This window comes from Methanoregula sp. (assembly GCA_026625165.1).
Taxonomy (GTDB): domain Archaea; phylum Halobacteriota; class Methanomicrobia; order Methanomicrobiales; family Methanospirillaceae; genus MVRE01.
Map to the genome: position 1 here is coordinate 1,331,099 of CP112999.1, position 23,174 is coordinate 1,354,272.

The 23,174-nt window shown below is 52.6% G+C and carries 18 protein-coding genes; 12 read left to right on the top strand and 6 right to left on the bottom strand.

From position 1 onward, the window contains the following. Nucleotides 1–104: 104 nt before the first annotated feature. A complete protein-coding gene (locus tag OS112_06975; GenBank protein ID WAC04209.1) occupies nt 105–425 on the top strand; it encodes a hypothetical protein in 321 nt (106 codons plus the stop codon). Between the two features lie 12 nt (nt 426–437). Then, nucleotides 438–2,099 carry an adenine deaminase gene (gene ade / locus OS112_06980; GenBank protein ID WAC04210.1) on the top strand — a complete coding sequence of 554 codons (1,662 nt, stop codon included), beginning with the start codon at nt 438–440 and terminating at the stop codon, nt 2,097–2,099. A gap of 34 nt (nt 2,100–2,133) precedes the next feature. Here ade and OS112_06985 read toward each other — a convergent pair whose 3' ends face one another. Beyond that, on the bottom strand, nt 2,134–2,880 hold the full coding sequence (locus tag OS112_06985) for a heparan-alpha-glucosaminide N-acetyltransferase (GenBank protein ID WAC04211.1): 747 nt from the start codon (nt 2,878–2,880) through the stop codon (nt 2,134–2,136). A gap of 129 nt (nt 2,881–3,009) precedes the next feature. Here OS112_06985 and OS112_06990 point away from each other — a divergent pair, with 129 nt between their 5' ends. From OS112_06990 to OS112_07005, 4 genes are all read left to right on the top strand, one after another. Next, on the top strand, nt 3,010–3,873 hold the full coding sequence (locus OS112_06990) for a DUF2099 family protein (GenBank protein ID WAC04212.1): 864 nt from the start codon (nt 3,010–3,012) through the stop codon (nt 3,871–3,873). 150 nt (nt 3,874–4,023) lie between these two features. After that, nucleotides 4,024–4,974: a DnaJ domain-containing protein gene (locus tag OS112_06995; GenBank protein WAC04213.1), complete on the top strand. Its 951-nt coding sequence runs from the start codon at nt 4,024–4,026 to the stop codon at nt 4,972–4,974. 187 nt (nt 4,975–5,161) lie between these two features. Continuing rightward, nucleotides 5,162–12,478: a tetratricopeptide repeat protein gene (locus OS112_07000; GenBank protein ID WAC04214.1), complete on the top strand. Its 7,317-nt coding sequence runs from the start codon at nt 5,162–5,164 to the stop codon at nt 12,476–12,478. Nucleotides 12,479–12,657: 179 nt separating this feature from the next. After that, nucleotides 12,658–13,035, top strand: a complete 378-nt coding sequence (locus tag OS112_07005) for an MscL family protein (protein ID WAC04215.1) — start codon at nt 12,658–12,660, stop codon at nt 13,033–13,035. Between the two features lie 140 nt (nt 13,036–13,175). Here OS112_07005 and OS112_07010 read toward each other — a convergent pair whose 3' ends face one another. From OS112_07010 to larE, 4 genes are all read right to left on the bottom strand, one after another. Beyond that, nucleotides 13,176–15,413: an RND family transporter gene (locus OS112_07010; protein ID WAC04216.1), complete on the bottom strand. Its 2,238-nt coding sequence runs from the start codon at nt 15,411–15,413 to the stop codon at nt 13,176–13,178. Between the two features lie 177 nt (nt 15,414–15,590). Further along, the gene (gene nadA, locus OS112_07015) at nt 15,591–16,499 is read right to left on the bottom strand and encodes a quinolinate synthase NadA (GenBank protein ID WAC04217.1); all 909 of its coding nucleotides are present in this window, start codon (nt 16,497–16,499) and stop codon (nt 15,591–15,593) included. Between the two features lie 105 nt (nt 16,500–16,604). Continuing rightward, nucleotides 16,605–17,378, bottom strand: coding sequence for a formate dehydrogenase accessory sulfurtransferase FdhD (gene fdhD, locus OS112_07020; protein ID WAC04218.1), 774 nt, complete (start codon nt 17,376–17,378; stop codon nt 16,605–16,607). A gap of 1 nt (nt 17,379) precedes the next feature. After that, nucleotides 17,380–18,288: an ATP-dependent sacrificial sulfur transferase LarE gene (gene larE / locus OS112_07025; protein WAC04219.1), complete on the bottom strand. Its 909-nt coding sequence runs from the start codon at nt 18,286–18,288 to the stop codon at nt 17,380–17,382. A gap of 282 nt (nt 18,289–18,570) precedes the next feature. On the opposite strand from larE, the gene OS112_07030 reads away from it, so the two are divergent. Genes OS112_07030 through OS112_07040 form a run of 3 tightly spaced genes read left to right on the top strand, consistent with a single transcriptional unit; the run spans nt 18,571 to nt 20,044 of the window. Next, nucleotides 18,571–19,320, top strand: a complete 750-nt coding sequence (locus OS112_07030) for a HesA/MoeB/ThiF family protein (GenBank protein ID WAC04220.1) — start codon at nt 18,571–18,573, stop codon at nt 19,318–19,320. Beyond that, nucleotides 19,317–19,595 (top strand): MoaD family protein, encoded by a 279-nt coding sequence (locus OS112_07035; protein WAC04221.1) that lies wholly within the window; start codon nt 19,317–19,319, stop codon nt 19,593–19,595. The genes OS112_07030 and OS112_07035 overlap by 4 nt, the downstream gene beginning before the upstream one ends. Nucleotides 19,596–19,621: 26 nt before the next feature. Next, on the top strand, nt 19,622–20,044 hold the full coding sequence (locus tag OS112_07040; GenBank protein WAC04222.1) for a molybdenum cofactor biosynthesis protein MoaE: 423 nt from the start codon (nt 19,622–19,624) through the stop codon (nt 20,042–20,044). 190 nt (nt 20,045–20,234) lie between these two features. Here OS112_07040 and OS112_07045 read toward each other — a convergent pair whose 3' ends face one another. Beyond that, nucleotides 20,235–20,747, bottom strand: coding sequence for a hypothetical protein (locus OS112_07045; GenBank protein WAC04223.1), 513 nt, complete (start codon nt 20,745–20,747; stop codon nt 20,235–20,237). A 153-nt stretch (nt 20,748–20,900) separates the two neighbouring features. Between OS112_07045 and OS112_07050 the strand changes: the two genes are divergently transcribed. The 3 genes from OS112_07050 (at nt 20,901) to OS112_07060 (ending at nt 23,165) form a co-directional block, all read left to right on the top strand. Next, on the top strand, nt 20,901–21,350 hold the full coding sequence (locus OS112_07050) for a DUF2178 domain-containing protein (protein WAC04224.1): 450 nt from the start codon (nt 20,901–20,903) through the stop codon (nt 21,348–21,350). Further along, nucleotides 21,340–21,558 carry a helix-turn-helix transcriptional regulator gene (locus tag OS112_07055; protein ID WAC04225.1) on the top strand — a complete coding sequence of 73 codons (219 nt, stop codon included), beginning with the start codon at nt 21,340–21,342 and terminating at the stop codon, nt 21,556–21,558. The genes OS112_07050 and OS112_07055 overlap by 11 nt, the downstream gene beginning before the upstream one ends. Nucleotides 21,559–21,830: 272 nt before the next feature. Continuing rightward, on the top strand, nt 21,831–23,165 hold the full coding sequence (locus OS112_07060; GenBank protein WAC04226.1) for a hypothetical protein: 1,335 nt from the start codon (nt 21,831–21,833) through the stop codon (nt 23,163–23,165). The last annotated feature ends 9 nt before the right edge of the window (nt 23,166–23,174 follow it).

The window sequence follows — 23,174 nt, forward strand, 5'->3', positions numbered from 1 at the left end:
GGGGCTTTCATTCTAAGGTATAATCCCGGCAACGGTAAACCACAGGATTTATTATGTCAAAATTTTACCATTGAATCATGTCATCATGCCGGTTATCTCTCTGCATGCTGTGTATCATCCTTGTCCTGTCTGCAGGCTGCACGTCACTTGCGATTGGCGATGTAACTCCTGCTGACGGGGGAGTGAGGGTCCATGTCACCAACAGCGGGGATCCGATACAAGCCGGCATCCAGGTGCGGGTATTCCGGATCAATGATCTGGCGCAGAAGGAACTGACCAACACCGGTGTCCCGGTTAACCTGCACCGTGGTGAAAATGACATTACGGTCCCGGTGCGGCTCGAACCGGGAACCTATAAACTCTATGTGTATGTCACCACGAACGGCGAGCGTAAAACCGCAAGCATCAAGGATATTGTTGTCTGAGTAGTCTGATCAATGCCCTCCAATCCTGCCCGCATGGTTGATGCTGCACGCGGACGTGTGCCTGCAGATGCGGTTTTTAGTAACGCGAATATATTCAACCCGTTTACCTGCACATGGGAGCGGGGTGATCTCGCGGTAAAAGATGGAATCGTCCTTGGAACCGGGGATTACCGCGGCACCGTTGAACATGACATGAAAGGGGCATATATTGTCCCCGGCCTGATCGATGCCCACGTGCACATCGAGAGTTCGCTCCTTGTACCCCGCGAGTATGCCCGTCTTGTCGCACATCATGGCACCGCAACGGTGATCGCCGACCCGCACGAGATTGCCAATGTCGCGGGGGTTCCGGGCATCGGTTTCATGCTCTCCCAGAGGGAGGGATTGCCCGTTGACATCCGGTACATGCTGCCATCCTGTGTGCCGGCGACACCGATGGATGTGGGTGGCGCTGTCCTTTCCGCAAGCGATCTTGCCCGGTTCAAAGACACCGACGGGGTACTGGGACTTGGGGAGATGATGAATGTTCCCGGTGTATTGGCAGGGGATGCAGGAATATCAGAAAAACTTGCGGTCTTTTCGATCCGTGACGGGCATGCCCCACTGCTTGCCGGAAAAGACCTCAACGCGTACATCCTTTCCGGACTGCAGAGCGATCACGAGTGTACTTTTCTGGCCGAAGGTGATGAAAAACTCAAAAAAGGGATGTACCTGTATCTCCGGGAGGGTTCAATTGAGCGCAACATCGAAGCTCTGGCATCCCTCGTGACGCCGTTTACCGTCGCCCGCTGCTGTTTTGCCACCGACGACTGCCACGCAGACCTCCTGATGGAAGACGGCCATATCGACCGCTGCATAAGGAGCGCGATTGCATGCGGAATGACCCCGGAACTCGCAATCCGTATGGCCACACTCTCTGCTGCAGAACGCTTCGGGCTTAACGACCGGGGAGCCCTCTCTCCCGGTCGGCGCGCTGATTTCTGTGTTGTGGAGGATCCGGAGCGGTTCCGTGTACGGCAGGTTTTTGTCTCCGGCAGGGAGCTTGCTGATACCGGAGCATCAGCAGTAACACCAGTGCCAATTTCATTCCGGTGCGCGGTCCCATCCGTTGATACGATACGGATCAATGGCAGTGGGACGGCACGTGTCATCGGGATCATACCCCGTCAGATCATCACCGAACCGCTCCGTCTGGAATATGAAGGGAGATCTATGCCTGACCGCGACATCCTCAAGGTCGTGGTCTGTAACCGGTACGGCACAGGCACATGCGGGGTGGGGCTTGTAAAAGGATTTGGTTTTACAGAGGGGGCTATCGCATCGAGCGTCGCCCACGATGCCCATAACCTGATCGCGACAGGGACAAGCGACAAAGAGATCCTTTCTGCGATCGCAGAAGTGATCCGTATGCATGGTGGGATGGCGGCGGTTGCCGGGAAATATTATGCAAGCCTTCCCCTTGACTGCGGAGGGCTCATGTCATCCCTGTCATACCCCGTGGTTGTGGAGCGGTTAAAATCCCTCCAGAATGTCACCCGGAGGATGGGCGGCATTGACGACCCTTTCATGTACCTCTCGTTTTTATCGCTTACCGTGATCCCGGCGGTCCGCATTACCGACCGGGGCGTTTTTGATGGAGCAGAGTTCCGGGACGTCCCTCTGTTTGTAGACTGATGTAATCCTATTTGAGTGAAGAGATTTACCACGGCTACAACAACGGGATTCCCGCAACAAAATGCAGCAGGAGGATGATTGCAGGCTGGTGCACGAGATAGATCACCAGTGAATGCCTCCCGAGGACTGCCAGCGGTGACATGAAAATAAAAGGAATAGCCGGAGCCTCAAACCCGCGCCTTCCACCCGGGTATATGCTCTCTCCAATACCTAGCCCGATAAGGACAAGCCCAAACCATGGGAATAGGGGGGTGTAATCCACCGAGACAAAGGCCGCGGGGTGAATCCCGAACGGGCAGAGCCAGAGCGGCCCGGGGATGCCTGCATATGCTATTGCTATCCCGATGAAAACCACAACCGACCCGATGATGATATTATTGGAACGGAACCGGAAGAACAGGGGGGAGAGCATGATCGAGACGCCAATCGTATGCAGGATACCAAAGATTACAAATCCCTGCCCGAGATAAAGCCATGTTGCCACTGTGACGAGGACCCCGCAGGCAAAGATCCCGGCACCGCGTCTGAGAAATTTACCCGCGATCCGGACTGGCACCCCGTCCCCGGCCAGCCGCATTGCCCGGGAATGGCTGATGGAGAGTGAAATGCCCGCGATGAGCAGGAAGAGCGACGCAGTGGAAAACGCAAAGTACCGCCAGAAGCCGGATGAAACGTTCACCGGGTATATACTGAAAAAATACAGGTCAAAAACCGTGTGAAATATGATCATCATGAGGATCGCAATGCCCCTCGCGGCATCGATTTCACTGTACCGGTCCATTCCTGTCACACCGGACTATCGTTTGTAATCTGCAATAATCCTGTAGTACCTGATAATCACTCAGGGTCGCGCTGGATCAAAGGTCAGGGTTATGACGCACCAGTCGCAATATATAGACCGGGAAGAGCAATGGCGGGACCTGCAAATGACGAACATATCATAGAGGCGATCGGGAGATGCCGGATCGTGGTCCGGAACGGTATTGTTGTCGAAGTTGGGGATCCGATCATCAAAGACTGCCCGCTGGCAAAGAGGTTCGCATATCCCATACCTGCAATCACAAAAGACGAGGTTGCAAAAAACATTGCGCACCGTATTAAATCGTTTGGCATGTGCACGGAGCGCCGGGAAGTCCTTGACAACAGGGAATTTGTCGGGTTCGGGGCATCGGAACTGCTCAGCTTTGCACTTTTAACCGGACTGCTGGATGCTGTTGTCCTTGCCTGTGATGGGGCAGGGACCGTGATCGCGACAACACCCGGCCTTGTGCAGGGTATCGGCGGCAGGATGTCGGGACTGGTCAGGACATCCCCTATCCATACCGTGATGGACCGGATTGAAGAGAACCATGGGATCGTACCCGATCGAAAAACCGCCCGCATCGACCAGCCCGCGGGTGTCGCCCTTGCAAGAAAAAGAGGATACAGAAACATTGCGGTCACAGTCGCTGACGCAGGGACCGCGGAGGAGATCCGCGCAGCATACCCGGATACCATGATCGTAGCTGTTCACGTATCCGGGCTCTCCCATGACGATGCTCAACGGCTTGTTGCCGTTTCCGACATCGTGACTGCCTGCGCATCAAAACCGGTCCGCGAGATTGCAGGAAAAAAAGCGCTGGTGCAGGCAGGTACTGCAATCCCGGTCTTTGCGATGAGCGAGAAGGGCAAGCAGATAATTGTCCGGAAGATGGCGCAGTCGACAGACCCATTCCTTGTCAAGACCACAAAACTCCCGGTCAGTACGGGTTCCCAGCCGGAACCCCTTGTCTGAAAAACGACTCCTTCTCCGCCATTTTAAGGATCACCGACTATTTTATTTTACCGTCAGGCAGATTCCGGATATATATTGCAATGTTCAAATGATATGCTTCAAGAGATCAACCATCCCATAATCATGCAATAATTAAAAAGTCCAAGACCTATGCCGATAATCACCTACTACCATATCCTTGGCGTGAAAGATACTGCAACAAGAGGAGAAATCGCTGCAGCCTACCGCAAAAAAATAAAACAATGGCATCCTGATGTCTGCCGGCACCCTGATGCCGAGGAAAAAATGAGGGGGGTCAACGAGGCAGCAGAAGTCCTGCTTGACATGGATCGGCGTAAGGAGTATGACATTTCGCTTGCCAGGGAATTATCCTGGTTAGAGAAAGCAAAGTCATGGGCCCGTGAAGAAAGGCAGAGATCTGCCCATACTGGAGAGCCGGTTCAAGACGATCCTTTGGCTGAACATGCCAGAAGACAAAAGCCTTATGCGCACACTGATCCATGGATATCACCGGGGACTGCCCGGTTTGCAGCGGGATTCTGCGCCGCCGCATTTATTTTCCTTGTACTTGCGGCCGGAATATTTTCTGCCATTGCATCCTTGAACCCGCCAGGGAACACGTCAGTCCCTGCACCCGGCACTTCACAGGTAAACCCGGAGGTTGCCCCTTCAGGTGCTCAATTAACAATCGAAGAGGGCGATGAACTCTTTGCGGCAGGCGATTACGAAGGCGCACTCAGGATGTATGATGCGGTCATCGCACGGGATCCTGGTATTCCTGATAAAGATGTCTGGTACAACCGAGGTATGGCACAGAATATTTTAGGTCGCTATCACGATGCTTCGTCCTCATTTGACCATGTCCTCGCTTTGGCCCCTTCGGATTCGCTGGCGATGGGGCAGAAAGGAACTGCACTTCTTGGGCTGGGTAAGTATGAGGACGCCCTCGATTATACAGACCGGGCACTCTCAGGAAATTCCGATATTGCATGGATCTGGAACAACCGCGGTATCGCCCTGAGCCGGCTGGGACAGCAGAAGGAAGCCCGTGCAGCTTTCGATAATGCAATGGTAGTTACGACGGCAAGAACCGGATATTAATCCCGGCAATACACACGTTTCCAGGATACAAATACCAAATCCGGGAGTGGCAGGCCAACCTTTCCGTAAAATAAGGTGACGATTTTCATTACAGGTTTTCCTGTAAGAAGAGAATCTATTTTTATAATCAGTATCAAGATTGTTCCTTGACTGCAGATCCGGAGGGAGGGGTTGCGTGCGTAAGGAGATGAGTGATCAGGAAGGCGCCTACAAATGGTTCAACCGGGGGATCGCGCTCATAAAGCTCGGGCGGTACGAGGAAGCGACAGCCGAATTTGACCGGGTGATCTCGGTGCTGCCCCGGTACGCTGATGCATGGTACAATAAAGGCAACGCGCTCAACCGGCTCGGGCGGTACGAGGAGGCAAACGGCGCATATGACAAGGCGCTCGAACTCAACCCCGACCATGCGGTTGCATGGAACAACAAAGGATCCGCACTCAACAAGCTCGGGCGGTTCAAAGAGGCGCTGGCCGCACTCAACCGTGCACTCACCATCGACCGGGAACAGGCAGTTGTCTGGTTCAACAAGGGCACGGCGCTTGACAATCTCGGGCAATTTGAAGAAGCAATCAATTCCTATGACCGAGCCCTTACCCTGCGCCCCAGCGATCCCGATGCATGGAACAACAAGGGCAGCGTGCTCATCAAGGTCGGGAAATATGAAGACGCTGTTGCGGCGATAGACAAAGCGATCAGCATCCTCCCGAAGTTTGTCGCGGCATGGTTCAACAAGGGAGATGCCCTCTACAGGCTCGGGCACCTCGAAGATGCGCTGGGAGCGTACGATATCGTAAATTCCCTTGATCCCAAGTACGTGGAAGCCTGGAACGCGAGGGGCGTCGTGCTCCGCCGGCTCGGCCGGCTGGATGAAGCGATCGACTCCTTTGACCATGCTATCGCCCACCGCCCGAATTATGCCGTGGCATGGTTTGGCAAGGCAGAAGCACTCCGCGATCTCAAACAGGACCAGAAAGCGCAGAGCGTCTACGAAACAGCTGTCGCACTTGACCCGAAATATGCAGATAAATGGCCACAGACTCTCGTGATACCGCAGAAGGTACCGGAAGTACCTGCACCGGTTAAAAGACCTGCTGATACCATTTCCATCCCTGAAGAAAAAATTACAATTATCAAGCCAAAAGCACCGGTTGACGTCCCGGAGGCAGAGCCGGTTTTTGAACAGGAACCATCAGAAGAACCACAGGAAATTGTTCAGGCAGACGATGCAGTGACGTGGCATGATAAGGGGCGCGCACTGCACGCGGCCGGCCGATACGAGGAAGCAATCGAAGCCTACGGGCATGCGCTCTCTTTTGACACCGATAACCCCATGATCTGGAACAACATGGGAAAAGCACAGGATATGATCGGGCACCACGATGAAGCGATCGAGGCGTACGACCGTGCCCTTGCTGTCGATAAAGATAACGCCACCGCATGGTGCAATAAAGGATCGGCACAAAAGGAACTTGGAAAAATCGCGGAAGCAATTGAGTCCTATGATGCCGCGATCAAAATCGACCCCCACGACGCCATTGCATGGTTCAACAAGGGAGTCCTCCTCCACGGGCTCAAACGCGATACCGAGGCACTTGCTGCGATCGATACTGCTCTTGTCCTTGAGCCGGAAGACTCACGTGCATGGGCAATCAAGGGCTCACTTCATAATGCGCTTGGTTCCTACAAAGAAGCAGGCGACGCATCTGACCATGCAACCGCCATCGATCCGAAAGATCCTGTTGCATGGATGACACGCGGCCTGGCCTTACGGCGGCTTGGGAAGACGGAGGAGGCGGTTGAATCGTTCGACCGCGCCATTGTCCTTGGTACACGCGATGCTGCTGCATGGAACGGAAAAGGGGAATCTCTCTGTGATCTCGGCAGGTACGAGGAGGCAGTGGCAGCATTTCAGAGTGCGCTCGAGATTGCTCCCCACGATGCCGCCATCTGGAACAGCAAAGGGCTCGCCCTTGCCAGTTTTGGTATGCACAAGGAGGCGCTTGCTGCATATGAGCAGGCAACCGGGAACCGTCCGGACTATGCTGAAGCATGGGCAAACAAAGGAAACGCGTTATCGGAACTCGGGCAGCATGAAGAGGCAATCCGGGCATTTGACCGCGCCCTTTCAGAAGATACAGATAACCCTGCGCTCTGGTACAGCCGTGGAGCGGCGCTGGCAAAACTGAACCGGTACAATGAGGCAATCGCTGCGTACGACAGGGCAATCACAATGCGTCCTGATTACTGGAACGCATGGTCCGGCAAAGGATCGGCGCTTGCCGGTCTTGGCGACCATGATCAGGCAGTCAGTGCATTCGACCGTGCGATATCACTTGAACCAGACCATGGAGCAGTCTGGAACATGAGGGGAGCATCCCTGAGATCACTCGGACGGCTGGAGGAGGCAGTCGGGTCCCTTGAAAAGTCGATCAGCCTTGATCCTGAAAATCCGTCTATCTGGCAGAGCAAAGGGGAACTCCATCATGACCTTAACCAGTATGCCGATGCGCTCACATCGTTTGACCGTGTGCTCGGCCTTGAGCCGGACAATCCTCTTGCAGAAAACCGCAGGGCAGATGTCCTCCTGAAACTGGGACGACTCGACGAGGCGATCACCTCATTTGAACGGGTTGTCAGGCTCGATCCCAAAAATCCTGCTGCATGGGAAGATATGGGGGAAGCGTTTGCAGGGAAAAGGAACTACGAGCAGGCAGTGAAATCATTTGAGCGTGCCCTCTCCCTCAATACTAATGAGAGCAGGATTTGGCGCAGGAAGGGAGAAGTGCTGCTCGTGTCCAGGCAGGAGAAAGAGGCGGTTGCTGCATTTGAGCGGGCCATTGCGCTTGACCCTGCTGATACTGCAGCGTGGGCAGGAAAAGGAACAGCGTACGGCAATCTCGGGGATTATGAACAGGCTGTTGCAGCGTTCGATACCGCCCTCTCGGCAAGCCCGGACAATGCAGGTCTGTGGATACAGAAGGGGAACGCGCTTCTGTCGCTCAACCGGTCAGATGATGCCCTTGCAGCGTTTGACCGTGCGGTTATCCTGCGCCCGACAGATGCAGGGGCATGGGCGGGGAAAGGCAGTGCACTTGCCTCACTCGGGTATGCAGACGAGGCCCTCACTGCATTTGAACAGGCACTCGACGTGGACCCCCGTTCACCTGAAGTATGGGTCAAAAAAGGAGGAGCTCTTGCCAGCCTTGGGCAGCTGGATGATGCGGTTTCCGCGTATGACCGGGCAGTCACCCTCCGGTCTGATTATCATGCAGGATGGGCAGGACGGGGCACCGCGCTTGTATCTCTTGGACGGTATGCCGATGCCCTCGAAGCTTTTGACCGGGCTCTCGCCATTGTACCTGATGATGCGAAGGTCAGGGTAGCACAGGGGCGGGCCCTGTTCAACATGAACCGGTATGACGACTCGCTTGCAGCCTTTGAACATGCAATTGGGATCCAGCCGGAGAACGTGACTGCGTTATACTGGAAAGGAAGAGCACTACATGCCATCGCCCGTTATCCGGAAGCGCTTACGACCTATGAAAAAGCCCTTGCAACAGCCCCTTCGGATGCAGGGACATGGGCAGCCAAAGGGGATGCGCTGAGCAGCATGGGGCGATACGAGGAGGCTATCAGCGCATATACGAACGCACTCACACTGAACCCCTCCGATCATGTTGTCTGGAACAACCGCGGGTCCGCCTTCAATGAACTCGGACGCTATGAGGAGGCGATTGAGGCGTATGACAAGGCGCTCGCGCTCCATGCCAATGACCCGATTGTCTGGAACAATAAGGGATCTGCCCTCATCAATTCCGGGAATTATGAACGTGCGCTTGGTGTTTTTGACACTGCGATCGGGCTTGCGCCGTCATATGCGCAGCCATGGTTGAATAAAGGCCACGCGCTCGATGCAATGGAGCGGTATGAGGATGCAGTCGCAGCCTACGATACCGCCCTTACTATCTTACCGGACTATGCCGATGTATGGTACCGCAAAGGCAGGGTGCTCGCATCCCTCAACCGTACCGAAGAATCTGGTGCTGCGTTCCGGAAAGCAATCGGCATCCAGCCGTCCCATGCCGACGCGTGGTCAGGTCTTGGCACCGTGCTCGAAGAACAATACCAGTTAAAAGAGGCAATTGACGCTTTTGACCATGCACTATCGCTTGAGCCGGAGAATGCGGGGTTGTGGTTCACAAAGGCACGTGCATTAACAAACATGAAGCGCCATACCGAGGCATTGGAAGCATTTGAGCGGGCGATCAGCCTCGAGCCGGAGAACGCTGCACTTTGGCTTGCCAAAGGATCAGCACTTCGGGATGCTGGCAGACAGCAGGAAGCATCTGATGCTCTGGAACGGGCAACTGCCCTTAGTCCTGGCTCAGCCGAAGCATGGTTCTCGTTAGGACAGGTCCTGTGCACGCTCGGACGGTACCGTGAAGCGGTCGCCTCGCTCGACCGCGGGCTTTCCCTCAACCCCGCAAATGCGGGCGCCCGGGCAATCAAAGGGCAGGCTCTCGAGAGCCTTGGCAGGGCAGAAGAGGCGATAAGGGAGTATGACGAGGCGCTTGCAGCCGAGCCGGGGAATGCCTTATTCTGGGATTTGCGCGGAAACGCCCTGTCAGAGTTTGGGCGGAATGAGGAAGCACTTGAATCGTATGACCGGGCCCTTGCAATCGATCCGGGTGATGCTTCAATCTGGAACAGCCGTGGCAATACCTTATCGGCACTAGAACGATATTCTGAAGCTGTCGATGCATATGACAAGGGGCTGGCACATGAAAAGGACGACCCCACGCTCTGGTTCAACCGGGGGCTTGCACTGAGCAGTCTTGAGCGGTATGATGATGCGTTCGAGGCATATGACCGGGGCCTTGCCCTGGCGCCCGATGATCCGGACGCCTGGAATAACCGGGGAAACACCCTGGAGCAGCTTGGGCGGTTTGAGGAGGCGGCAGAAGCGTATGACAGGTCGATCGCCATTCATCCCGAAGATGCCGTAGTCTGGTATAACAAGGGAAATCTCCTGCGCCGTCGTGAAATGGTTCAGGATGCTGTGGCTGCATATGAGCGGGCAATCGCGATCAGTCCAAACGATGCAGAAGCATGGTTCTCGAAAGGTTCAGCGCTATATGATCTTGGTTCCTTCAGGGAGGCAATAACCGCTCTCAATCAGGCGCTGTCGCTTTCCCCTGACCATGAGGGTGCATGGTACTGGAAGGGACTGGCGCTGGCACGGATGGGGCATTCTGAGGAGGCAATCGCTGCATTTGACCGTTCACTTGCAATCGATCCCCAGTTCCCGGATGCATGGAACGGCAAGGGTATGGCATTCACTTCTCTTAAAAAGTTCGAGGAGGCGGTTGCCGCATACGATGCCTCGCTCGCTTTGGATGCCCATGTTGCCTCATCATGGTTTGGCAGGGCGGACGCACTCCAGCATCTCGGGCGCCAGAACGATGCCGTCAACTCATATGAGCGCGGACTTGCCATAGACTCCCTCAATGCCGGTGCATGGTATAAAAAGGGGAATGCATTGTCCGATCTCGGCCAGTATCCTGAAGCACTTGCCGCATATGATAGGACCTTGTCCCTTGATCCTGCCCGCACTGCCGCGTGGAACGGGAGGGGTTCTGCACTGGTCGGACTCGGGCGGTTCGAGGAAGCGGTTGCCGCTTTTGACCGGGCGCTGACGACCGATCCGGATGATCCGGTCATTCTCTACAACAGGGGCACTGCGCTGGAGAGCCTCAACCGGTATGACGAATCCGTTGCTGCATATGACAAGGCAAAAGAACGCCTTCCGGAAGACGCAGACCTCTGGCACAGGAGAGGGCTTGTCCTCCTGCGGCAGGGCAGGTTTGAAGATGCAATCGCTTCATTTGACCATGCGCTTGCTGTGCAACCGGATGATGCTGTTGTCCTGCACAACAAGGGACTTGCACAGGTCCGTCTCGGAAAACCGGAGGATGCGATCATCACAATCGATAAGGCACTCGCCCTTAAAGCAGACGATGCTGCGGCATGGAACACTAAAGGGACCATACTGAATATGACCGGGATGCACGAAGATGCCATCGTTGCATATGACCGTTCCCTTGCCCTGACCCCTGATGACGCTGATGTATGGTTCAACAAAGGCAACGTCCTGACAGACCTTGGCAGGTACGAGGATGCCGGGGCAGCATATGAACATGCCCTTGCAATCAGACCCGATGACGGGGAGGCATGGGAAAACAAGGGGCTCGCGCTCCTTGCATTGGGCAGGTTATCCGATGCCATCGCTGCGCTCGACCGGGCACTTGCCATCAATCCCGATGATGCCGATGCATGGAACAGCAGGGGATCGGCGCTTGACCGGCTCGGGCAGCATGACGATGCGATTGCGGCTTATGACCATGCCCTTGCTCTTGACCCGGAGCACACGGATAGCTGGAAAAATAAGGGGCTCGCGCTCCACAAACTCGGGAGGTTTGAAGAAGCAATCTCAGCTTACGACCGCGCGCTTGCCCTCGATCCCGATTATGCTGTCGGCTGGAACAACAAGGGCAACGCGCTTCACCGGCTTGGGCGGCATGACGATGCGATCGCTGCCTATGATGAAGCACTTACCCGGCACCCGGACCACCCGATAGGCTGGAAAAACAAGGGGCTTGCGCTCCACAAACTTGGCCGGTATGAGCAGGCGATTTCTGCATACGACCGCGCGCTTGCCCTCAGGCCGGAAGATGCCGATCTCTGGTACAACAAGGGCAATGCTCTCAACCGGCTCGGGAAGTTCCGGGATGCACTTGAAGCAATCGATAAAGCACTTGCTATCAACCCCGAAGACGCCAGCTCGTGGAACAACCGCGGGTCGGCCTTAAACCGTCTTGGCATGCAGGACGAGGCAATTATCGCATATGAAAAATCTTTAGCGATAAACCCCGATGATGCGGATGCGTGGTTCAATAAGGGCAACGCGCTTGTAAAACTTGGGAGGATAGAGGAAGCGATCGAAGCATTTGACCATGCACTCGCTATCAATCCAGATGACGTCAGTGCCTGGAACAACAAGGGGTCTGCTTTAAACCGGCTCGGTATGCACATCGAGGCAGTTGAAGCATACGACCGTGCACTCGCCCTTGACCCTTCCCATGCTGTCGGGTGGAACAACCGGGGGAATGCACTCAAGAAACTCGGGCGGTATGAGGAGGCCATCGCATCATATGACCAGGGACTTGCCGTTGAACCGGACTATTCGAAAGGCTGGTTCTCGAAGGGGACGGTACTCGGTGAACTCCGGAGGCACACCGAAGCGCTGGTGGCATTTGACCGTGCACTCGCCCTTGACCCCAACGACTCGCTTGCATGGTTCAACAAGGGGACAGCTCTCCAGATGCTCGGGCGACACCGGGAAGCACTTGCATCCTACAACCGGGCGCTCGCAATCACCCCTCATGACGAGCGGGTACAGCGGATGAAAAATGACCTGATAAAAATGTTAAAACAGGCATAAAATCCCGCTGCTTCAATCTTTTTTTATTCGTCCGATTTATGGACCGATACCTCATGAGTCAGAATATCCCCTTTGATCCGGCAAAGCAGGGCATAGTACAAAAACAACTTATTTGAGGGCTAAAGATAACCACTCATGCGTCCGTGGACAATGGCATGTTCACGCAAAGGATGGAATTTATGGCAGTGGAAGATATAACCAAAGCCGGAAAGAATGTCGGAGAGGGCGTCAGGGGGCTGACCAAGGGGGCACGGGGATTTCAGGAAGAGTTCCTGGAATTCCTCAAGAAGTACCAGGTGATTGGCCTGGCAGTCGCGATTGTGATCGGTGCTGCAGCAACCAAGCTGGTTACGGCAGTGGTGTCAGATATCATCATGCCGGTGATTGCCATCATTATGCCCCAGGGCGACTGGCGCACGGCAACCCTTAACGTCGGGCCGATCAAATTTCTTGCCGGAGACATGCTGGGCAACATCATCGACTTTGTCATCATCGCGGTTGCGGTGTTTATCATAGTGAAATATATCATGAAAGAGGATACAACGAAAAAAGTGTAATTTTTTCCCGAGTTCTGTGGACATACCGCAGAAAAATATCACCTTTTTTAAGGATTTAATTATAAAAATGACGCCCCTTTCCAGACCTCATCTGATTTTAATAAAATTAATTTCAGATCAGGTTCCGGTGAATGTGTGCCTCAGGAATGTTGCCCCCTTTCCTTTTCATCCATCGTTCCCACCAGTACCAGAATCGCCGGCATTACGATAATTGCTCCGGCCAGTGCAAAGAAAACAGAGATGACAGTTACGGTGCCGAAATTGCTGATGATGCCAAACGAAGAGGTCATAAGTGCGGCAAAACCGAAAACAGTCGTCATGCCCGAGACCGTGATTGCAGTACCGATCTGCTGGATGCTGTACTGTATCGCGGGCAGGAGCGCCATCCCCTTATCACGTTCCTCGTAATACCGTTCCATGATCAGGATTGTATACTCTGATGCAACCCCGACCGACATCGAACCGAGCGTCGCAGTGAGCGGGGTGTAATCGATAGATAGCAGGTACATGATGAGCCCGTTCCATCCGACAATCATGATAATGGGGACAAGCGGGGTCGCAGCCTTGAGAAATTTCCGGTAGATGATGTACAGGAACGCCAAGATCATGCCAAAGCCTAGGAGCGTCATCTGGGTCTTACCCTGCCGGATCTCCCGGATGAGATTCGTGAACATCTCACCCATGCCAGTGAACGACGCAGAAATACCCGGCGGCGGGGCTTTCCATTCCAGGTCCCGGTCCATGTTCTCCATCATCGACATCGCCACGTCATTTGGCATATCGACAGTCGAGAATTCGATCACTGCTTCCGTCCTTCCACTTAAGAACCGTTTTCGGGTATCTTCAGGAACCAGTACCAGTGTCCTGTCTATGTCAGGGCCGGTCTGGGGCAGTATTCCCCCATTATATTGCCTGAGGTAGGTAACGATGCTGGTTGAACCGGTGATCTTGTTGTTATGCGTCTCTTCATACTGCTGGAATTCCGCGATCCAGCGGACAGCATCCGGTGAGAGGACATCATCCCCGCGGACAAGTACCGGGGTAGTGGACGTCTCGCCCATCGTGCGCTTCACCTTGTCAAGGTTCACTTTTGCCGGCATGTTTGCCGGGACAAACGTCTTTTCATCGGTATTGACGATGATCTCGTTGTCCATCTGGAACCCAATAAACGCGATCATGATGCAGAGGATCAGAACCGGGACCGGATTTCTTGAAACAATCCCTACAATACCTCCGACAAAATCGTTATACCGGGCGACATAGGACTTCTCCGGTAATTTATCCGGATGACCCTCAACCACCGGGCGGTAGCGGGTAAGAATCCCAAACGTGGGTACAATGATAATTGATGCAAAATAACAGAAGGCAAGACCGATGACGCAGGTGATCCCGAAGCTTCGTATCATCGGGAGCGGGGAGATCCAGAGGGCAAAAAAACCCATTGCAGTGGCAAGCATCGCATAGATGACCGAAGGGCCGGCTTTAGTAATGGTCGTTTTTACTGCCTGGTCCAATGAGGATTTTTTTGCTTCTTCGTCAAACCGCGAGTGGAACTGGATCGCGTAGTCGATCCCTATCCCGATCATCACCGGGAAAGCACCTATGGTGACCATCGTGATCGGCATGCGTGCAAGACCAATAAAACCGAATGTGAATACCAGTCCGGTACCAACGATAAGGACCGGAAGCAGCCGGTAACGGACATGACCGAAGAGGAGCCCGACTGCGATGACCATCAGGATCATCGCGATCAGGATGAGCGTGCCCATTGAGCTGCCCATCTCTGCTGACATTTCCTTGGAAAACGCCGGGTTGCCTGTGACGATAACACTTACCCCGGGCGGACTGTTTGAGAGGCTCACTCGTTTGTTGACATTTTCGATCAGCCTTGACTGCTGGGAGTCCTCAAGCCCGGGTTCGATTGTCACCACCGCTATTGTCATGGTACGGGACGGTACGAACCGCGAAATGATCTCCTGGGGGAACTCCTCTTCGATGCGCCGGATCTCCGCAGAATTTGCCGGAAGAACACCGCTGTTCTGGCCTTTGACCAGATCTGCGATGCTCGTCATGCCCGTGACATAGCGCTCCCGCATCACATCGTCCTGCAGCCGTCCAATATACGCGAGCACATCGGGAGTTAAGACATTGTCCGCCTCGATAAGGATCAAAATACTGTCGGACTGGAACGTTTTGGTATACCTGTCCAGCAGCATCCCGCGTTCTGTATCCTTGTCCAGGTATGTCTCGCTGCCCGTCTGCATTGTGATGAACGTCGTCCCGTATAGTGCGACCGCGATAAAAACCAGAAAAAGGACCCCGACCATCCGGGGGCGGGTGATGATGACCGAGGAGAGTGTCTCAAACGGGGAGTGCATGGAAACCTATGGAGAGAAAGGTTGGATCGGAAATGTGATAAATTGTGTTCAGGGCATATCAGCAATTGATGGATGACCGGATATCTGCCGGGAAGTTGCTGTATGCCGGTAAGATTGCCCTCTTTTCAGAACAGATACCCCCTGCACTATATATGAAAAGGTGGCAATGACCTTAGGCTATAGTGCAAGCATCCGGTCGATGGCAGAGCGTGCCCCCAATGCGATATTTTCAGGGACGGAGATAACCGGTTGGAGATTGGCAAGGGCATCCTTCACTTTAACCAGATCTGTCCTTTTCATATTCCTGCAGACCGCCGCGTCAGAGAGGGGATGGCATTTCTTTTTGGGGCACAGGATACTGATACGGTGCAGGATACCCGTTTCAGTACCGATAATAAATTCAGTATCCCGCGATCCGCAGACATGGCGTATTATTCCTGATGTACTCGCCACTTCATCCGCGAGATCGATGACTTCGGGGCGGCACTCGGGGTGCACCAGCACCTTTGCCCCGGGGTATTTTTTTTGTGCCTTGGTCACATGCTCCGGGGTGATCTGGTCGTGCACAATGCAGAACCCTTCCCATGGCAGGACTTCCTTGTCTGTGAACCGGGCGACATAGCGGGCGAGGTTCCTGTCAGGAACGAAGATAACCTGGTCCTGATCAACCGAGTTCACGACAGTTACCGCATTTGCTGACGTGCAGCAGATATCGCTCTTTGCTTTCACCCCTGCTGAGGTGTTTACATAACACACGACTGCCGCATCAGGATATCGTGACCTGGCAACCTCAAGCCCTGGCGCTGTGATCATCTCTGCCATCGGGCAGCAGGCGTCAGGAGCAGGCAGGAGGACGGTCTTATCAGGAGACAGGATCGCCGCAGTCTCTGCCATAAAATCCACACCGCAGAAGACTATGACATCCTCTTCTCTTTTTGCAGCTGCCCGCGCCAGTTCAAGAGAGTCCCCGACTACATCGGCAATATCCTGCACCTCACCGATCTGGTAATTATGGGCAAGTATGACCGCATTCCTCTCCTGCTTTAATGTAAGGATATCATCCCTGATTGATCCGGAATCCTTCACGTTTCAGACCTCTGCGAATTGATGACCATTCTTTTTCTTTTTTCGTGGATCGATAATTCAGGACTATAACCGCAGTACCCTGCTGCATGCTTCAGCTGTTTATCTTTACGGCAGATCATCCACATTACCCGCTCCCTCCACACGCTGTGCGTGCGTGTATATATTCATCTTTCCGCCGCGGGCAAACCCGATAAGCGTGAGCCCGGATGTATGTGCAATCCTGATCGCAAGCGTAGTTGTAGAACCCCGGGAAATTATTACTGGCACCTGTGCGATCAGGCACTTGCGTACCATTTCCGATGAGACCCGGCCCGATGAAACAACATAGGTCTGCTGGAAATCGACCTTGTGGTTCAGGCCGTACCCGATGACCCGGTCGAGTGCATTATGCCTCCCGATATCCTCGGAGATGGTGATGACGCCGTCCGCATTGAAGAGTCCTACGAGATGAATTCCACCGGTTGTGCGGTGGACCTCGGAATCAAGGGCTGTTTTAACGGCATTTATTATTGTCTGTGGCCTGATGACCAGCCCGGACTGTATCTGTGGCAGTTTCTCGATGTCTATGTATGAAGTGGTCCCACCACAGCCGGAGAGGATAGTCCGTTTCGGCCCGAATGATTTGAACACATTTTTTGTGAGCACGCTGATCCGGTTTTTCTCCACCTTGACAGATTCGATCTCGTCCGGGCTTTTTATGATCTGCTCGGTGAACAGGTAGCCCGTAACAAAATCCTCAAGCCGGACCGGGGTCATCAGGGCGGTCATCGCATGCCTGCCGTTGATAAAAAGGGCGACAGGGAGTTCTTCTACCACTTCATGCATGGACGGTTCAAATACATCTCCGTCTACCCGGATGCAGGGCACTTTCTGGTACATCCTACTTCACCTGTTTTGCCGGTATTGCGCTGCTGTAATGTCCTGTGCTCCCATGATTGTTAAAACGATTTGCTGTACCGCGGTTTTGTACTTCATCCATGCTGCCGGTACGGTACCCGGCAAGGTCGAGGGTCACATATAAAAACCCGATCTGCCGGAACACATTCACCAGTTCTTGTTGCATCCTCAAAACTATTAACATATTTTTTTTATCGACTTCGATGCGGGCAATACCGGCATGCATCCGGACCCGTGCCCGTTCAATCCCTTTTTCTGCAAGATACGCTTCAGCTTTCTCAATCATTGTGAGTTTTTCTGCTGTGATCGCTTCGCCATAGGGAATCCGTGTCGCAAGACAGGAGGCAGACGGTTTGTTCCAGAACCCGTATCCGCACCGGCGGGCGATGTTCCTGATGTCCTGCTTTGTGATTCCTGATTCCATGAACGGATGTAAAATTCCTTCCTCAGTCATCGCGATAAGTCCCGGCCGGTATTCGCTGGTATCAGATATATTGCTCCCGTCAGCAATACAGGTTATCCCCAGCTCACCGGCCCGCTGTTTGAGAATGCGGGCAATCATTTTTTTACAAAAGTAACAACGGTCAACAGTATTTTTTAAAATCTTTTTATTTTTCATAACCGGCGCTGTGATCACTTCAAGGGAAAGGCCCATTTCCCGGGCAACCAGTTCTGCATCCTCCAGTACTCTTCGTGGAATGAGCGGGCTGTCAATAAATACGCAGCATGTCTTCTCCCCGAGCGCCTCGTGGGCGAGCACGGCAAGGAGTGCACTGTCCGTACCGCCGGAAAAGGCAACAAGCATTGAGCCTTGTCCTGATATGTTATTTATAAGAACCTGCTTTTTTCCCGGGTGGGGGGTTCTCCTTACCGGGAGTTTTTCTTTCATCATTATTATGTAAGGTTTCACGATTGTTTCATAATACGTTGTTGTCACAAATACACAGCATTAATATTGACAGCTGCCTGCAATTATGCGAGCCGAAATATTCAGGGAGGCAGTGAAAGGCAAAATCACTTCCAAAGATCAGATACTCAACCGGCACCGGTCATTCATCAGCAGATATTACAAGAGCAGGAAAGAATAATCCAGAGATAAACGAACATATTCAGATAGCACATACGACCATTAGGAAAAACCGGCATAGACTGACGCTTGCCTTTGAGGTGGATTATGTTTTCAGAACGGGAGCGCACACGATATACACGCCAGATGATGCTCATTGGAGATGCAGGACAGGAACGCCTGAAAAAAGCGCACATTTTTATTACCGGTGCCGGCGGGCTCGGCTCCCCGGTCTCGATCTATCTCGCAGTTGCAGGTGTAGGGAGAATTACGCTCGCTGATATGGATGTCGTGGACCAGACCAACCTCAACCGGCAGATCCTTCATTACGACAGGGATATCGGCAGAAAGAAGACGGCATCGGCAGAAGAAAAATTGCATGAGATGAATCCTGATATTACGGTAAAGGCAATTGACACGGTCATCGATGGATCAAACGCCGAAAAACTTGTCGGGAAGGCTGACGGCATCGTCGATGCCATGGACAACTACACGACACGGTACATTCTCAACGATGTCGCAATAAAAAAGGAGATCCCCCTCTTTCATGGGGGGATCCGGGGGTTCTACGGTCAGGCGACCACGATCATTCCGAAAAAGACGGCATGCCTCAGGTGTATCTTCCCCAAAGCGCCACCAAAGGAAGTGTTCCCGGTGCTCGGCGCCACGGCCGGTATAATCGGGACGTTGCAGGCAACGGAGGTCCTGAAGTACCTGCTCCATTCCGGTGAACTTTTAACAAACCGGCTATTCATATGGGACGGGATGCGCTCGCATGCCGATGAGATATCTGTGGAGAGGAATGCCCGGTGCGAGGCATGCGGCACTGGTAAACGATCAACAAGGAGAGATATATGAACGTCAGGGTACGGTTTTTTGCTCAGTTCGGTGAATTATTCGGGCCAGAGACACTCCAAAAAACTCTGCCCGGAACGACATTTACCAGCCTGATCAAGGAGATAGCATCAAAGAACCAGGAAGGCTATGATGCGATCTTTGATGAGCTAGGTGCATTCCGCGAGTTTGTAATCTTAATGAAAAACGGCAAACGGGTAGATATCGCTGACGCAGCCAAAACCGGAGTTGATGATGGAGACGAGATCGCAGTATTCCCGCCTGTCGCGGGAGGATGAGGAATCCCTTATCAGGAGATTCGGGTATGATAACCATCCGGAAAGATGATGTTGATATCGGGGCGCTGATTAATGCGGCAAAAAAACGTGGTACCGGCGCGATCGTCGTCTTTGACGGGATCGTCCGTGACGATGATATCAGGGAGATGGAACTTGAAGCTTATGAAAAGGTCGCGGTACGGGAACTCGAACGTATCGCGGACGATGCAAAGCAGAAATTCAACCTCATCTCTGTGGACATCATTCACCGGACCGGGCGCCTTGCAGTGGGCGAAAACATCCTGATTATTGTTGTCGGTGCCGGGCACCGGAAGGAGGCCTATGAAGGTTCCCGGTTTATAATAGAGGCGATCAAAGCCGGCGTCCCGATCTGGAAAAAAGAGCTTACCAGAGACGGCGGGCGCTGGGTGCCGGGCGAGCACGGGCACGGGTCAGGATCAACAAAATAATATTTTAGGACAAGACAAAAATTTCTGTCTTTGTGCAACTTCCTTGAAAATCCGTTATTTCCCTCATTTTTATTTTACTTATTACGCCTTTTAAAAAAGCCTGGTTTCTGGATAACCAAACAGGGTTCCGGAAAAATGGACTGATAAGGGAAAAAAGGGATTTGGAGATACCTGACTTAAATCAGACCTTTCACGATTTTCCTATTGATATCTCATTCTTTTTTTTATGGAGATATATGAGCAGTACTGCTAGGAAGACCGGATACAGAAGATCCATAAACATAACCCCACCGGCATTGTTGGGCGCATAGTTACCGTGGAATATCATCTCGTATACATGGCCGGCCCCGGCAGAGAATAAGAAGAGACCGCACCCGATAATGGTCGCCGTCCAGAACCCCTCGTTGCGGAACCTTAAGCAGAGCACACCAACAAACCCCATGAAAAAGTCCCACATCCCGACTTCACGTTGGAACGGGCTGCCGGCAGGCCAGCCGATCGATTCGGCAACTTTATCCGGTGTCAGCAGGTGGCCCAGCCCTCCGAACATGAGCCCCAGACCAAGCCCGAGTGCAATCTGCCACATGAGGAACGTTTCGAGAGCCTTAACGCCCGTATACTGTTTCCACCTGTTGTGGACGATTGCTATACCTGCACCGACAAGAGGGAGAAAGAATGGCCAGAGGAAATTCATCAGATCCATACCGGGATGTTTGTTACGGGGATATTAAATTGGTGTGATAGCCATCGTGGAGAGAAGGGAAAATATTGTCAGGGTTGGACTATTGCTTCAGGAACTCATACAATAGTCACATTTATATTACTAAATGTTAAAATTATTTAACAAAGAGGCTATATGAAAAAGAATTCGTGGTATCTGATTATCGGCTGTATCGCTCTTTTCCTCCTCGCCATTTTCTGGTACTCTGTCGAGACCCGCTTATCACCGCTGGTGATCGAATCTGCGTTTGTCATCTCAATCGGGATCATCTACCTTGCACGGAAAAAGGTGACCGATCTGATCGAAGATGAACGGAGTGCAAAGATCACCGAGATGGCAACCATGAGGACATTCCAGGTCTTCTGGGTGGTGTTCTGCGCTATTTCTATCGGCGCCGTGATGCAGATACTCTATATACCGACCTTTCCAAAGGAACACTTACCGATCCGGCCACCGGAGATTCTTCCCCCAAGGATGATGGGATATTTCCAACTCGGCCTTCTCTGCATGATGATCTTCCTCTACGTCGGGTTCAGGATATATTATGCCCGAAAATACGGGGACTGGGAGACCGATGAAGAATAGGATTAAAGTATTCCGGGCAATGCACGACCTTACGCAGGAGGACCTCGCACAGGTTGTTGGCGTAACCCGGCAGACGATACTTGCAATAGAGAAAGGGAAATATGTCCCGTCCCTTGACCTCGCCTTTAAGATTTCCCGGCATTTTAAGGTAAATATTGAAGAAGTGTTCATGTATGATGCAGAAGGCAGGACAATCGATGTTGATTAGAACACTACACCGGTTAAGGGCAGGACAAAAGAGATTACATGCACCTTTCTTTTATATGTATTCCGTGATCGTGGTCTGACCCGATAACAATACCAATAATTATTTTAAAAATGTAATGTTTAACAGTAAAATCAAAAGGTATATATTACAAAATGTTAAATATACTTTACATTGTGTGTTCAGTTCGCACACCGGCATCCGCACAACACCATGGATGATAAAATCTGCATATCAGACTCAAAAACTTGGACTGAAAATACAACGGAGAAAGTATGAAACCTCAGACAATTGTCCTAAGCATCTTTTTGTTCCTTATCTGTGTTGGAACAGTGAGCGGGGCAACCAGTGTGATCAGTGCCACGTCACCAGAGGATGCCGTTGCACTCGTATATATTTCAGGGTATGATCTCGATCCTCAGGTTTTTTATCCCTATGAAAAGGGAGTAGTCACTGTACATGTATACAACGCGGCCAATGCTTCGGTCGGCCTCTCTCCCCCCAATCTCATCGACCCGAACGTGAATGTCATAAACAAGAACTCCTTTAACACGATGACCAACATTGGGCCAGGGGCGACGGTAGATTTCTCATTCCTTGTCACCGTAGATCCGCCGGATGGCACGTATTTTCCCTTATTTACCGTACCGACAAAAACAGCTAATTCCGTCCACTCGACCCTCAAGATCGTTGTGGATTCAACAGATATCAGGGCAAGCATCTCAAAAAAACCGGACACATTCTCTCTCTTAAAAAAAGACACGGTGAATGTCAGCATTATCAATCCCCGTAAAGGAGACATCACCAATGTCCTGGTCATACCAGAAGGCACCGGGATTGATGTAACGCCGTCAGAATACTTTGTCGGTACATTAAAAGCCGGAAGTTCTGTTCAGGTCCCATTCCAGGTCACCCCTGTCCAGCAGTCAAACCTCACGTTCCACATCAGTTTCCGGAACGGGGATAACAAGCACACGACTGATGTGACCCTCCCGATACTCCTTGGAGAAGATAAACTGGCTGTAGTGCCTGTTGTCAACAATGTTGCCCTTACATCTTCCGGATCAGCCTACACGGTGAGCGGCGATATCAGTAATGCCGGCCTTACGGATGCAAAATCCATGGTCGTTACGATAGGTGCGCCTGCACGGGCAGTCGAACCCTATTCGGAATACGCGATTGGGTCACTTGCTTCAGATGACTTTTCAAGCTTCGAGCTTTCATTTACCGGTAACGATCTTTTAGCAGTCCCTCTTGTCATCACCTGGAAGGACAAGGACGGGAATTCATTTTCCACGAAAAAGATCCTCGATCTCCGGTCTGGTTCTGCGGGGACCTCCCCGGGGATCTCTACGGGAACAGGAATAAGCGGTTCAGGTACTATTGGAAGTTCCGGTACAGCCACAGTTACATCGGGAAGTCCTTCATCAAGGACAGCCGGCGGCGCCCCCGGAGGTGGCAGCATATTCGGGTTTGGAGGAAGCCGGGGGGGAGGTATCAGTTCGTTTTATCCTGTCATCGCAGGTGGCATCATCCTTGTTGTCGGTATTGTGCTCTATAAGAAGCGGAAATGGATTGCTGCAAAGATTCCAAAGATAAAGAAGCCCTAAAGGGTTTTG